This window comes from Rhizobium altiplani, from assembly GCF_001542405.1.
Lineage (GTDB): Bacteria > Pseudomonadota > Alphaproteobacteria > Rhizobiales > Rhizobiaceae > Rhizobium > Rhizobium altiplani.
Window position 1 is genome coordinate 38,437 of sequence record NZ_LNCD01000101.1, and the last position, 11,876, is coordinate 50,312.

The window sequence follows — 11,876 nt, forward strand, 5'->3', positions numbered from 1 at the left end:
GCTACTGACATGCGCCGGCTGCACGGTCCAGCTGCAAGTAAATGTCGACCTCACCATCATGCGCGGCCTCGCCGTCCCTCCTGTCAATCCTGCATCAGCAAAGGATAGTGGCAACGGCGCCCAGGAAGGACGGCCGCCGGGAAGAGCGCCGTTTCGTACGCAAGCGGACATAGAATCTGGGAGGCGCTGCGAGTATAATCTCTCCGTCGGCCATTGAGTACTGGGCAAAGGCCGCTTGGGAGATCAGACGTGCTCTTGCCTCTGGTGGAGCGACCGATGTGCCTTTTAACTTTCTTGACATGATGGACTACTCAGACCGCGAATTCGAAACCCTTGCCCAAGCTGTGAAATCTTGGTGCCAGTCAAACGGGGTCGACCCCGAAAGCGAGCGCGGCCGTGCGGCGACCGGCCGTGCGATTGAATTATTCAATCGCAACCCCAGCCTGAGCAGCAAGGACTTGCAGCAAGCCCTGACTTCCAGCCCTCCCTGAAAGGGTCGACCGGCGCGCGGGCGGCCAACACTCGTCTAAGGCTGTTGGTGCTCACCAATGCCCGCTCGCACTTTGAAGGTCTTGACCTCATCGACCACCCGATCCTTGACAGCATCATGCATGTCGGATGCTGCTGCGACCGCCTTGTCGTAGGCGTCGGATGCGATGGCTTTACCCTCGGCAATAGCCTCGCTTGCCCGGGCAGTAACGGCTTCCTTTGCCGAGTCCGATGTCTCACCAAGCAATTCGTCTTCCGTCTCGGTGTGAGGGAGCGCGGCGCCGATCGCGGCCCCGACCGCGAATGCAAGTGCACCGCCAACCAACGGTTGGTCGCGGAATTGGGTGAGGATGGCCTGGTTCAGTTTGCCTGCCTGTTCCTGGAATGCGCCGGAGGCGGACGAAGATTTGTTTGATAGTGAACTGGCGGCGTCTGAAGCACGCGCGGTCATATCGCCCGCAATGCTTTTTGCTTGCTCCCACTTTTGCGAAGCCCAGCCTGACGCTTCGTCCAGCAAGGTGCCGGTTTCGTCCACTATCTGCGTGATCTGCTTTCCGGTTTTGTCTGCAAAACCCCTGTAAGCGTTTCCTGCATCATCCAAAAAGTGACCAGCGCGTCGCCCCGACTCGTCTGTCAGAGCTTTCAAGCGTTTGCCAGTACTGTCACTAAAGTGACTGTAAAGGGCGCCATCGCTGACCTCCGGGGCGCTAATACGCCGAATGGCGCCTTCGGCTTGGTAGAGCGGATATTCAGGTTGAGCAAGCATTTGCGTCGGCTTCTCAATCGCCGGGGACGTCCCCTGCTTTGCCATGAGCCAAGCAAGACTTACTCCGATGAGAGCGACCGGAAGAGGGTTGGCCTTCAGGGCATTGCCTAGATTGCCGACATATTCGCCGCCACCGCTGCGTCTTGCATACGCAAGAACCTCATCGACGATTTGGCCGGGGGACATTCTTTCCTGGATTGCGTCCAGCCGATCCTCGATCCTTCGACGATCGAGATCGATCTCGCGCTGGAGTTCGGCGGAATTTTTTTCTGAAGATGCGGCCATTACATTTTCTCCTTTACAACATCGACATCTCGGCGAATGGACGTCGCTGTGCGATCGAGCTTCATCTTGGTCGCGCGCAACGCGCCAATTCCTCGCGACACCATCGCCCAGGCAATCCCGCCGATAACAATCGCGACAACTAATGCTGCGATCGCGTTCGCCGTCGGTTGAGCAATGCCCTGGGTAACCAGAAAGGCGGCGAGCCCCTGCACAATTGCGCTCAACAGAACTCCGACTGCTCCGATTGCGAGAACAAGGCCGACGATCAGAACCTCAATTCCGTTGAGTGCGTGCGACAGCTTCTCTGATGCTTCGGTCTTGGCGAGGTCGATTTCTTTGCGCAGCAAACCGGTAACATCACTCACCAGGCCTCCAACCAGTTCTGACAGAGGCGTCGTATCTTCAGAGGTTCTAGCCATTTGGGTGGCCTTCCTTGGTTATGGTGCGTTCAGAGGCTTCTCCCAGGCCAACCTTCGTCGATCGGTTGGCCCTGGCGGTCAGAAAACGGCTGGCAGCGAGACCCGCAAGCGCAGCAGCGCCCAGAAATGCCAGGGGCTGCTTGCGACCGAAATCCTCTGCCATCGTCGCAACGGCGCCGAGGTCCTTGCCTTCAAGATCCTTCGCAATGCGTTGAACGCTTTTGCCCATTTGCCTTGCATACCGTCCGATCTCACTCTGATCAGAGCCCTCGAGTTCCGAGCCAACCTTCTCTAGAACGGTGGCAATACCGCCTACCTGATTGGCTACGAAGCTTTTCTGCTGCGACACCGTTCCCTTTACCTTCTCGATCGCCATATCCGCTCCTTGCCTGACAGCACCCGTCACGGATTCAACATCTTCGGAAACCTTGTCTTTCAAAGTCTCGACGGAGATCTCTCCGACTGCAGGATGGCTGGGGGTCTGGGACGCAGTCGCGGGTGCGGCCATCGGCCCTTGCTCGCGCTCTCGTGGGGTTGGATCGTTCGACATGGAAGCCTCCACTTATAGGAACAGATGCCCCCAAACCTTGATGAACGACGTTTGTTCCGTCCGAGGTGATCGCCAGTGCAACGCCGCATTTCCTGTGGCCGAAGGCGTGGGAAAATTTCGCCATCAAGGACGAAGAGAAGGCTCATGGCTCGTGTGAGCGCAGTGCAGCGGGGTGTGATTACATCCCTTCAAACAGCAGCCACCGCCCTCTCGTCGAGCAGAGCTGACGCGGCCGGACCTCTCTCCTCGTTGGTCATCGGCACGCGCTCCCGGACAGACGCCATCTATCATATTGGGCATTTACTTAAGTCTTGATGCCGCCTTGTCGGCAGCATCGCGATCTGGCCCGTGCCGCATAATGATGCGTTTTGCATCCTCGCTGGAGATCCCGTGCTTCTTCGCGAAGTAGGCAACTTCATAAGGCTCGCTTGCGGAAGCGCGACTGCGGTCAACCTGACCCCGCTTCGATTTGTCGTCGGACATTACTTTCTCCTCTGCTGCGGAGGCGGAACGCACAGAGGAATCCAATGTTCCTGCTAGAAAGACACTTGCTTGACCATCAGCCGAATTCACTCGGACGGTTGGCAGTCTACTGCGGCGCCGCGCAGAGTGTGTGCCATTGAAACCCTGCTTCTGGCGCTCCTGGACTCGAGCCTTGACACCAAAGCTTCCTGTGTCACCTTGACCGAAGGGGGAAAACAACATGTTTGATATCGGCACAGGATACAATTTTACTCTGATTGAAGGCACTTCGGAGGGATGGAACGAGGTTCGGTTCACCGAGCGTGTAATTGATATCGACGGCCCTCTCCTGAAGTTTGAGTCCGGCCGGATCATCAACGCGCATTCTTCATTGTTCGTTTCGGCGGTCCCCGTGACCATGCTCGCGTCGGCTTCGCCCGCAGAAACGGCTGATGCCGGCGCAACAGTCTAACTCGAAGCGCCAATATCGCCGTTCTAAAACACTGGCGGAAAAATCTCTCCGCGGAAATGGCCAAGTCACCCGTCTCAGGTGGCGGCTCTGACGTGACATTGGACGGGTTCCAGTGTCATGATCCCGAGCAAGCTCAGCAACCGTTCCCAAAGGCAACCAGAGCGACCATTCAGGATCATCGAACTTCGGGGCGGCTGAGACCAGAATAGCGCCCGGCCGAGCTAGCAGCACCTGTTCGGCCGCAGCCCAGTTCGGCAGGATCAGGGTCCCTCCCCTTGCCTTTCCGCCAATCGTAGTGGGCGATGGCGTAGAGCCGTCAATCATCGTCTTGTCACGGAGCTGCGAACGCTCAAGCGCAAAGCATCTCGCCCGTGCCGGGCGGGGCAGCGAGGTTAACTGGCAAAGGGAACAATGTCTGGGGCGCAGCGTTCGAAGCGTGCAAGAATCTCTTATGAAAGGTTATTCAGATGGGTCGAGGTATTTTACTCTGGCTTCTCGGCATCCCCCTGCCGATCGTTATCCTGCTCGTCCTCTTCATGCGGTAGGAGGCCAGAATGTCTCTAAACGAAAGTAAAGTTACTGACGTTCTCCCGGTCGAGTCTTCTACGTCTGGGCTCGCCTGGGGTCCGATCATCGGTGGCGCCGTTGCTGCGACGGGAATTACACTCATTCTCCTTTTGGTAGGATCGGGAATGGGCTTGACGATGGTGTCGCCGTGGTCTGGCGAAAACAGCTCGGCTGCAACGGTCGGCGTGTCCGCAGCGATCTGGCTCGTTGTTGTTCAGTGGCTGTCTGCTGCCCTCGGAGGATATCTTACGGGGCGACTTCGAACGAAGTGGGCTGCGGCACACACCGACGAAGTTTTCTTTCGCGATACCGCCCATGGCTTTCTCAGTTGGGCTCTGGCAACGCTGTTCGTGGCAGGGTTTCTGGCGTCGTCCTTGACGTCCCTTGCCGGAGCAGGGGCGAGCGCTGTCGGCACTGCTGCCAATACGGCGGGGGTCGCAGCGGGGGCCGCGAGCGCGGTTTCGCGTGACGGAACCGATCTTTCAACGTCCTACTTCACCGACGCGCTGCTTCGCCCTCAACAAGTCACCCAGCGGGCGCGTGAAGATGATGGAGCGGCAAGCGCGGAAATCACAAGAATTCTGCTGCAAGGAGCGGCACGGGGCGAGGTGCCAGATAACGACAAAACCTATATCGCTAGCATCGTCGCAGCACGCATCAATCTTTCTGAAGCGGATGCCCGCGCCCGGGTCGACGCAGTTCTGAAGCAGATCGAGGATGCCAAGGTCGCCAGTCAAGATGCCTTGGACAAGGCTCGGAAAGCAGCCGCCACCACTGCCCTTGTTGGCGCCCTGTCCCTATTGATTGGAGCCTTCATTTCCTCTGCTGCCGCGGCGCTGGGTGGCAGGCAGCGCGACGAGGAAGAGGACCTGGTCGCCACCCGATATTGACCTTCAATCTCCGTTGGATCCAATTGAGAAAGTGTGCCGCCAAGCACGCTTTCTCGGTATACCAGATCGCAGGTGCTGTCCGGGAAAGAAAGTCGCTGGCGAGAGGGACCATGCGGAAAGGCCCGCGGCCAATCAACCGCAGGCCTTGTTGCTTAGTTCGGCAGATGCGTCCACTTGGAGCGCACGTCGGATGCGGTCATTGAAAGATGAACCTGTGCGTCGACGTGGTCGACCCACTCCAGGGGAATGAGATGGTGATGTTCTCCGTCTGGAGAATCCGACTTCGTGAGTTTGATGCTCTCGCTTCCCTCGAGATAATCTACCGTTCCGATATGCTGGCCGTCGGCAGATTTGACTTCCATGTGGTCTTTGATGTCGCTGGCTGAAATCATGACTATAATCTCCTTTGTTGGACTGAAGTCTCCAACTCGAGATGGTCCAAATGGTTCCGCCCTTTGCAGGGGATGCTCCAGCCTGTTTAGTCTGGATACTTGGAAGATTCAGCGCAGGTCTGGATCCGTCGCATCCATCAACCATTCTTCAGTTCGCATGATTTCGACCTGTACCGAGAAGCGATCTCCCAGTAATTGCAGGGAAGCGTCATGCGTGTCGTCCGCGCTGCTGCAAACGGCATCCTTCAGCAAGATCACACGATATCCAAGGTCGATCGCGCCAAGGGCCGCAGCTAGGACGCATATATCCGTCTCGCCGCCACTCAATACGATGGTCCCGACTTCCTCGCTGCCAAGCGCGGAGTGAAGGCGGCCGTCGACCCAGGGAGAATAGAGAAACTTGTCGAATATACGGGCCGGTGGAACGAGAGCATGCAAGGAAGAAACAAGCGCAATCATTTCAGGCGCTAGCCGATCTGTCGTCATCATGGGCCACTTTTCATAGTAGGCCTTCCACATCCCCGGCATGACTTCCGCATTTCGTGGTGGAATGAATCGCGTGAAAATCGTGCGCTTGGGAAAGCGGGATGCAACCTCGACCACTTCCGGTGAAACAGTCTTCATCCATGGCACCTGCCATGGAGTGTCTTCTGCAAACATGCGCTGCATATCAATACAAAGATGAATCCACCGCTCCACGCGCATTTCTATTCGTCCCGCTGTGACTTGAGCCAATGCAAGACAGCGCTTTCCTCCTCGTCCATCCACCTGAGCAACCGCTGGCTGGTCGTCTTGCGTCTGAGCACGTCACCCAGTCGACCAGCGCGAAAATCGCTGAATACGGCAGGATGGATATAGGAGGACCTGCAGACGGCCCTGGTGTTGACCAGCTTGGCGGCGACCAGATCGATCGCCTCGTTCATCTGCAAAACAACTGCCCGCTCTGAGCTTGCGGTATCGAGCGGCGCCAACGCCGCGACCGCCAGGCAGGTGGCCCCCCATGTTCGAAACTGGCGCGACGTGAATTCATCACCCGCGACCTCCCTGATATAGGCGTTCACGTCCTGGGAGGAAATTTGCCGGCAATCACCATTCTCGCAGATGTACTTGAACAGCTGCTGACCGGGGAGCTCCTGCAGTCGACGGATGACGTTGGCGATCCGGCGGTCCGAATGGGCGAGGTTCCACTCCTTGCCTGACTTGCCCTTGAAGCGAAATCTTACGGTCGCACCCTCGATCTTGACATGCCGATTGCGCAGGGTCGTCAATCCGTAGGACTTGTTTGTCTCAGCGTAGCCGGCGTTACCGATGCGGATATAGAGATTGTCGAGCATCCACACGACGGTTGCGAGTGCCTTGTCAATGGTCAGGCCGCGCGCACGCAGGTCGGTATCAACGCGCTCGCGAATATCGGGAATCCGCATGCCAAAGTCGGCCAACCTGTCAAATTTTGCGCGTTCGCGCTCGGCCTTCCACTCAGGATGATATCGGTACTGTTTGCGTCCACGCGTATCGATACCAACCGCCTGCAGATGCGATCGAGCATCGGGCGAAATGATGACATCGCGATAAGCGGGCGGAATCGCCAGCCCGTTCAGGCGGGCGATCTCCTCTTTATCCGTCAGGCGGCGCCCGTCCGGGGCGTAGTAGAGAAAGCCGTTCTTGCCGCGCTTGCGCTTAATCCCCGCCTCCAGGCTGGAAAGATAAATAAGGCCAGTTGAAAGTTTGGCTTCCGCAACGACCGCGGCGATCGCATTTTTGGAGAGCATCGTTGTCATGGTCACGAAACACCGAACGAGGGTCATAGTTCCTTTCGGGAACATCCGCGCAAGCTTTGAGTTTGGGCAGCGCAAACTCGACTTTCGGAGGACATGATGGCTACTCAAAAGACACTGGACGATCTCTTCCTGGACACGCTGAAGGATATCTACTACGCGGAAAAGCAGATCCTGAAGACGCTACCGAAAATGGCGCGCGCTGCCCAGTCGCAGGAAGGCAAAGCTGGGTTTCTCCAACATCGCGACGAGACCCAGGGGCAAATCGAGCGCCTAGAGCAGGTATTTGAGATTATTGGCAAGCCTGCCCGTGGCAAGACCTGTGAGGCGATACAAGGTATCATCTCAGAGGGCGAGGAGATCATTGAAGAATTCAACGGGTCTCCAGCATTGGATGCCGGCCTGATTTCCGCCGCGCAGGCCGTCGAGCACTACGAAATCGCCCGCTATGGCACACTGATCGCCTGGGCCAATCAGCTCGGTCTGAGGGATGCAATCCCGTTGCTGAAGCAGAGCCTTGCAGAGGAAGAAGCGACCGACAAGAAACTGACACAGCTCGCCATGGCAGCAGCCAACGCAAAGGCAGCCTAGGCACGGTCAGCTCGGCCGATCTCGTATGCGGCCGAGCTTTCCTCAAAGCTTGCAGAAACAGGAATGAAAAGATGCCATATGTTGCATCCCCGAGCTATTGTGACGATGCGCAAGCGCGAGAGGCAAACCTCATCCAGTGTCTCCTGCCCGCAAAGCGGTTTCTGGATGAGACGTCACATGCGTCCGAGACCGAAAGGATTGCGAATCTCGTTGCATCCGCAGTTAGCGCCGGGTGGGAAGAGGACGAGGTTCGCAAAGCACTCAACGCCACAAATGCACACTCGCGTTAGGCTTCAACCGACACCCAAGAGTTCGCAACGAGTGGATTGGTGCCGACGTCGACGAAGACGCTATAAGGTGCTGTCAAAGCGCTCTTAGGGTTTCCAGCAGTCAGCGCATGTCACTCCAGGACCTGGCCTCGTCTCTCCAGCCCTTACGTGGCCGTCATCAAGCGCGGTGGAGGACCAAGCTTCACTGCCAGGAAGGTTAGGACCATGAAACGATTTTTCTTCAACATCCGAGAGGGCGACGACCTTATCGAGGATCCAGATGGCACTCTTCTTTCGGATCTCACCAGTGCAATTTCGGAAGCGAATGGCGCTGCTCGAGAATTGCTTGCAGCGGAAATCAGAAATGGAGGGTCGGCCGACGGGCGCAGCATCGAGATTGTCGATGAAACACGCACCGTCGTGGCCGTGATAGCGCTACGCTCGATCGTGGCGGGCCAATGAGCATCCTTATCCCAGCTTTCCCTCAAAAATGCTGGACTGTATCATCCGCCGCCAACAGCCCAAGGGACAATCGCCCGATGAAAGACGATCGTCAAAAGAGCCGTGCTACGCGAAAAAGAGCCTGAGGGAGGCGGCCAATGCCTGCGGATTTTCTTCAGCGACATGGTGGCCGCTGTCCAGCGGATGGCCCTGTACATCGTTTGCCCACGAGCGCCAGATCTGCAAAGGGTCTCCGAAGTGATCGACGAGATCATCGAAACGTGACCACAGGCACAGCAACGGGCACTGGATTTTCCGGCCATGCTTTCGATCCTCGACGTCATGTTTCCAGTCGACCGTCAGCCCCGCACGATAGTCTTCGACCATACCATGGATGACCACCGGGTTCGTGAGTGCCGAAACGACGTCGTCATAGGCTTCCTTGCCCATGGGGCCAGGTTTGATCGCGTCATACCAACCCAAAGGATTGGCATTTATCGCTGCCTCCGGCTTGAGTTCTTGAGAGAAGAAGAACCAGTGATACCAATCGCGGGCAAAGCGCCAGTCCATGCGCTCGAGATGGTCGATGATCGGAATGCTATCGATGACCGCTAGCCTTTTCACCGCCAAAGGATGGTCCATCGCGAGCCGAAACGCGACGTAGCTACCGCGATCGTGCCCGGCAACGGAGAATGTGTGGTATCCGAGGGTCCGCATCAGTTCCAGACAATCCATAGCCTTTTCTCGCTTAGACGAGGCATGGCTGTCAGGCGAATCCTGCGGTTGGAAGGATTTCCCGAATCCTCGCAGGTCGGGGCAGACGATCGTATAGTATGGAGAAAGAAGGTCTGCCACGGTCGCCCAGGTCATGTGAGTGCGCGGATGTCCATGCAACAGCAGCAAGGGTGGACCGGAGCCACCGTGGCGGACCCGCAGTTGCCCTGGCCCGACATCGACTGTTTTTAACTCAAAGCCGCAAAACACGTTCGTTTGGCTCCATCATTGACCACGTCAGCCGTGACATTGACCGCCAAAAGCAGGTCAACTTCGGCTTCCCGAAAATTGCTCCGAACTTCGACACAATACGGATCTGTCTTGCATGTCAGTGGAACCGATGATCGCAAATGAGTGTTGCACTTTGGAGCGCGCGCCGTGTCAACCGGACGCGACAGGGATGGTGAACATGGTGATTTTTCCGGTTTCTCACCATGGCCAACGAATTGGCAGGCGAGCACCCTACCTGTCCGGCAGCGCGCTTGCCATGGACTGATCGACGGTCGTTTTCCGGGTTGCTTGCGCGCGTCTCAACTCTCGTGTTGCGTCTCAATCTTCAGGCTCATCATGTTTGTTGGCCGTTCCAGGTGCGGCGATTTTCGCGTGCCGCTCTGCGAGCATTGCAGAGGGCGTGACATTCGCCATCGCGGCTTGAAACTTGTTTTTCCAGCCTGCGACGACGTCCGCTTCTCCATCCATCATCGCGTCAAAGCCGACCTTGGCGACATCTTGTGGGTCATCCTTCACCGCTTGACCAACTTCGGTATCGAGCATGTCCGCCCGCTCGAAAAAGCGCGTATCCGTCGGGCCAGGCATCAGGCAGGTGACGGTTATGCCAGTGTCTTGCAACTCGTTGCGCAATGCGAAGGAAAAGCTGTTCAGAAATGCTTTGGAACCGTTGTACACCGCCTGATAACTTCCCGGAATAAATCCCGCAATCGAGCCGGTAATCAGTATTCGACCGCTCCCACGCGTTCGCATCTGACGTCCAAGTTGCTGGACCAGGTAGACCGTGCCGACGACGTTGGTGTCGATGACCTGGCGAGCTTCCAAGAAGTCCTGGTCTAGAAAGGCCTTGCCTAAACCCCGCCCGGCATTGGCCATCAGGAGATCAACTGAACGACCGTCAGCTTCAACTGCCTCGTAGAGACGATCGACACCTTCAATTGTCGCAAGATCGACATTAAGCGCATCAACCGCCACTCCGAAATCCCGGAGATGCGCGCCCATCTCATCGATCTCCGCTTCATCGGCTGCGACGATCAGATCATAGCCTTTCGACGCGGCGATACGCGCAAGTTCCAATCCTATTCCGTTCGACGCTCCTGTCACAACTGCCAATCCCGCACTTGCCATTGCGCAACTCCTTCGTTCAGGGCTTGAGGACAACCTTGATGCAGCCGTCCTGCTTGTCTCGAAACGTCTTGTACAGCTCAGGCCCATCTTCCAGGCCCGCACGATGTGTGATGATGAACGAAGGATCGATTTCGCCCTTTTCGATGCGCTCCATGAGGAGCGGCAAATAGCGTTGGACAGGTGTCTGCGCCATTCGAAAGGTCAAGCCGCGGTTGATCGCCGATCCCATGGGAATCTTGTCCAGAAAACCGCCATACACTCCAACGATCGAGACAATGCCGAAATTGCGGCAGCATTGAATAGCCTGTCTCAAAACATGCGGGCGATCCGTCCCCATGAAGGCCGCTACCTTGATGCGGTCTATGCGAGAGTCCCAGCTGGCGGATGGATCTGCCTCCGTTCCCACGGCATCGATGCAGGCATCCGCTCCTCGTCCGCCCGTCAGGTCCATGATCTGGTCATAGATGTCGTGATCGCGGAAATCGAGCGTGATGGCGCCGGACTGCTTTGCCAGGCCCAGGCGTTCCGCCACGGTATCGATGGCAATGACACATTCCGCACCCAGCAAAAAGGCGGACTTGATCGCCATCTGACCGACGGGGCCGCAGCCCCAGATCGCGATGGTATCGCCTGGCTTTATATCGCAGAAGTCGGCGGCCATATAGCCGGTGGGGAAAATGTCGGATAGGAACAGGACCTGCTCGTCACTAAGGCCGTCAGGAACCTTGATAGGACCGACATCCGCGTAAGGCACCCTCAGATATTCTGCCTGACCACCGCTGTAACCGCCGAGCATATGTGAGTAGCCGAACAGGCCGGCGGGCGAGCTTCCCCAAAGTTTTCTCGCCCGATCAGCGTTTGGGTTCGATCGCTCGCAGCCGGAGAAAAAGCCCCGCTTGCAGAAAAAGCATTCACCGCAGGAAATCGTGAAGGGAACGACAACGCGGTCCCCCACCTTCAGTTTGTGGTTGTCGCTTCCCACCTCAACGACTTCTCCCATGGTTTCATGACCCATAACGTCGCCTGCATGCATGTCCGGAATGATGCCGTTGAAGAGATGGAGATCTGATCCGCAAATTGCGCAGGCGGTGACTTTTATGATGGCGTCGCGGCTGTCCTCGATCCCCGGATCTGGAACCGACTCGCATCGAATGTCGTGCTTGCCGTGCCAAGTGAGGGCTTTCATGCAATTCCCCTTTTCACAGATCAATTCTGGATGAGATTTGGGACCGGTCGCTTGCAACGTTCGGGCAAAACCTTGATCGACGCCCGATGTTCCAGGACGGTTCGCGATTGCGCGGTTTTTCGGAAAAGCGACGGTCAACGAGGAAGCCCGGCGCCCACGCGACGTGGAGAATTCATCTGATTGACCTTCGTC

General features: G+C 57.1%; 14 protein-coding genes. 4 read left to right on the top strand and 10 right to left on the bottom strand.

Annotated elements, in window-relative coordinates; all coding sequences use genetic code 11:
• Positions 1-526: 526 nt before the first annotated feature.
• From AS026_RS23805 to AS026_RS23820, 4 genes are all read right to left on the bottom strand, one after another.
• Complete coding sequence (locus AS026_RS23805; protein WP_062371953.1) at positions 527-1,540, bottom strand: DUF3618 domain-containing protein; 1,014 nt, start codon at positions 1,538-1,540, stop codon at positions 527-529.
• The gene (locus tag AS026_RS23810; protein WP_062371955.1) at positions 1,540-1,959 is read right to left on the bottom strand and encodes a phage holin family protein; all 420 of its coding nucleotides are present in this window, start codon (positions 1,957-1,959) and stop codon (positions 1,540-1,542) included. Before AS026_RS23810 ends, AS026_RS23805 begins: the two co-directional genes overlap by 1 nt.
• Complete coding sequence (locus AS026_RS23815) at positions 1,952-2,509, bottom strand: hypothetical protein (RefSeq protein ID WP_062371957.1); 558 nt, start codon at positions 2,507-2,509, stop codon at positions 1,952-1,954. Before AS026_RS23815 ends, AS026_RS23810 begins: the two co-directional genes overlap by 8 nt.
• Positions 2,510-2,809: 300 nt before the next feature.
• Positions 2,810-2,992, bottom strand: coding sequence for a DUF3606 domain-containing protein (locus tag AS026_RS23820; protein WP_029792717.1), 183 nt, complete (start codon positions 2,990-2,992; stop codon positions 2,810-2,812).
• A 220-nt stretch (positions 2,993-3,212) separates the two neighbouring features.
• Between AS026_RS23820 and AS026_RS23825 the strand changes: the two genes are divergently transcribed.
• Together AS026_RS23825 and AS026_RS23830 are read left to right on the top strand one after the other, a co-directional pair.
• The gene (locus tag AS026_RS23825) at positions 3,213-3,443 is read left to right on the top strand and encodes a hypothetical protein (protein WP_062371959.1); all 231 of its coding nucleotides are present in this window, start codon (positions 3,213-3,215) and stop codon (positions 3,441-3,443) included.
• Positions 3,444-3,997: 554 nt separating this feature from the next.
• Entirely contained in the window at positions 3,998-4,900 is a 903-nt protein-coding gene (locus AS026_RS23830; protein WP_062371961.1) for a hypothetical protein, read from the top strand.
• 152 nt (positions 4,901-5,052) lie between these two features.
• Here AS026_RS23830 and AS026_RS23835 read toward each other — a convergent pair whose 3' ends face one another.
• The 3 genes from AS026_RS23835 to AS026_RS23845 all read right to left on the bottom strand — a co-directional run bounded on the left by AS026_RS23835 (position 5,053) and on the right by AS026_RS23845 (position 7,070).
• On the bottom strand, positions 5,053-5,292 hold the full coding sequence (locus tag AS026_RS23835; RefSeq protein WP_062371963.1) for a DUF2171 domain-containing protein: 240 nt from the start codon (positions 5,290-5,292) through the stop codon (positions 5,053-5,055).
• Positions 5,293-5,400: 108 nt separating this feature from the next.
• A complete protein-coding gene (locus AS026_RS23840; RefSeq protein WP_062371965.1) occupies positions 5,401-5,997 on the bottom strand; it encodes a cysteine hydrolase family protein in 597 nt (198 codons plus the stop codon).
• A 2-nt stretch (positions 5,998-5,999) separates the two neighbouring features.
• Positions 6,000-7,070 (bottom strand): DNA topoisomerase IB, encoded by a 1,071-nt coding sequence (locus AS026_RS23845; protein ID WP_062372092.1) that lies wholly within the window; start codon positions 7,068-7,070, stop codon positions 6,000-6,002.
• Between the two features lie 96 nt (positions 7,071-7,166).
• Here AS026_RS23845 and AS026_RS23850 point away from each other — a divergent pair, with 96 nt between their 5' ends.
• Positions 7,167-7,658: a YciE/YciF ferroxidase family protein gene (locus AS026_RS23850; protein WP_062371967.1), complete on the top strand. Its 492-nt coding sequence runs from the start codon at positions 7,167-7,169 to the stop codon at positions 7,656-7,658.
• A gap of 494 nt (positions 7,659-8,152) precedes the next feature.
• Complete coding sequence (locus AS026_RS23855; RefSeq protein WP_062371970.1) at positions 8,153-8,389, top strand: DUF6894 family protein; 237 nt, start codon at positions 8,153-8,155, stop codon at positions 8,387-8,389.
• A 105-nt stretch (positions 8,390-8,494) separates the two neighbouring features.
• Here the strand turns inward: AS026_RS23855 and AS026_RS23860 are convergent, their stop codons facing one another.
• The 3 genes from AS026_RS23860 to AS026_RS23870 form a co-directional block, all read right to left on the bottom strand.
• Entirely contained in the window at positions 8,495-9,352 is an 858-nt protein-coding gene (locus AS026_RS23860; protein ID WP_062371972.1) for an alpha/beta fold hydrolase, read from the bottom strand.
• 339 nt (positions 9,353-9,691) lie between these two features.
• On the bottom strand, positions 9,692-10,498 hold the full coding sequence (locus AS026_RS23865; protein WP_062371974.1) for an SDR family NAD(P)-dependent oxidoreductase: 807 nt from the start codon (positions 10,496-10,498) through the stop codon (positions 9,692-9,694).
• A 16-nt stretch (positions 10,499-10,514) separates the two neighbouring features.
• The gene (locus tag AS026_RS23870; RefSeq protein ID WP_062371976.1) at positions 10,515-11,684 is read right to left on the bottom strand and encodes a zinc-dependent alcohol dehydrogenase; all 1,170 of its coding nucleotides are present in this window, start codon (positions 11,682-11,684) and stop codon (positions 10,515-10,517) included.
• Between the last annotated feature and the right edge of the window lie 192 nt (positions 11,685-11,876).

Coding starts and splice junctions, on each gene's coding strand:
- AS026_RS23805 (WP_062371953.1), bottom strand. CDS start 1,540: ATGGCCGCATCTTCAGAAAAAAATTCCGCCGAACTCCAGCGCGAGATC.
- AS026_RS23810 (WP_062371955.1), bottom strand. CDS start 1,959: ATGGCTAGAACCTCTGAAGATACGACGCCTCTGTCAGAACTGGTTGGA.
- AS026_RS23815 (WP_062371957.1), bottom strand. CDS start 2,509: ATGTCGAACGATCCAACCCCACGAGAGCGCGAGCAAGGGCCGATGGCC.
- AS026_RS23820 (WP_029792717.1), bottom strand. CDS start 2,992: ATGTCCGACGACAAATCGAAGCGGGGTCAGGTTGACCGCAGTCGCGCT.
- AS026_RS23825 (WP_062371959.1), top strand. CDS start 3,213: ATGTTTGATATCGGCACAGGATACAATTTTACTCTGATTGAAGGCACT.
- AS026_RS23830 (WP_062371961.1), top strand. CDS start 3,998: ATGTCTCTAAACGAAAGTAAAGTTACTGACGTTCTCCCGGTCGAGTCT.
- AS026_RS23835 (WP_062371963.1), bottom strand. CDS start 5,292: ATGATTTCAGCCAGCGACATCAAAGACCACATGGAAGTCAAATCTGCC.
- AS026_RS23840 (WP_062371965.1), bottom strand. CDS start 5,997: ATGCGCGTGGAGCGGTGGATTCATCTTTGTATTGATATGCAGCGCATG.
- AS026_RS23845 (WP_062372092.1), bottom strand. CDS start 7,070: ATGACAACGATGCTCTCCAAAAATGCGATCGCCGCGGTCGTTGCGGAA.
- AS026_RS23850 (WP_062371967.1), top strand. CDS start 7,167: ATGGCTACTCAAAAGACACTGGACGATCTCTTCCTGGACACGCTGAAG.
- AS026_RS23855 (WP_062371970.1), top strand. CDS start 8,153: ATGAAACGATTTTTCTTCAACATCCGAGAGGGCGACGACCTTATCGAG.
- AS026_RS23865 (WP_062371974.1), bottom strand. CDS start 10,498: ATGGCAAGTGCGGGATTGGCAGTTGTGACAGGAGCGTCGAACGGAATA.
- AS026_RS23870 (WP_062371976.1), bottom strand. CDS start 11,684: ATGAAAGCCCTCACTTGGCACGGCAAGCACGACATTCGATGCGAGTCG.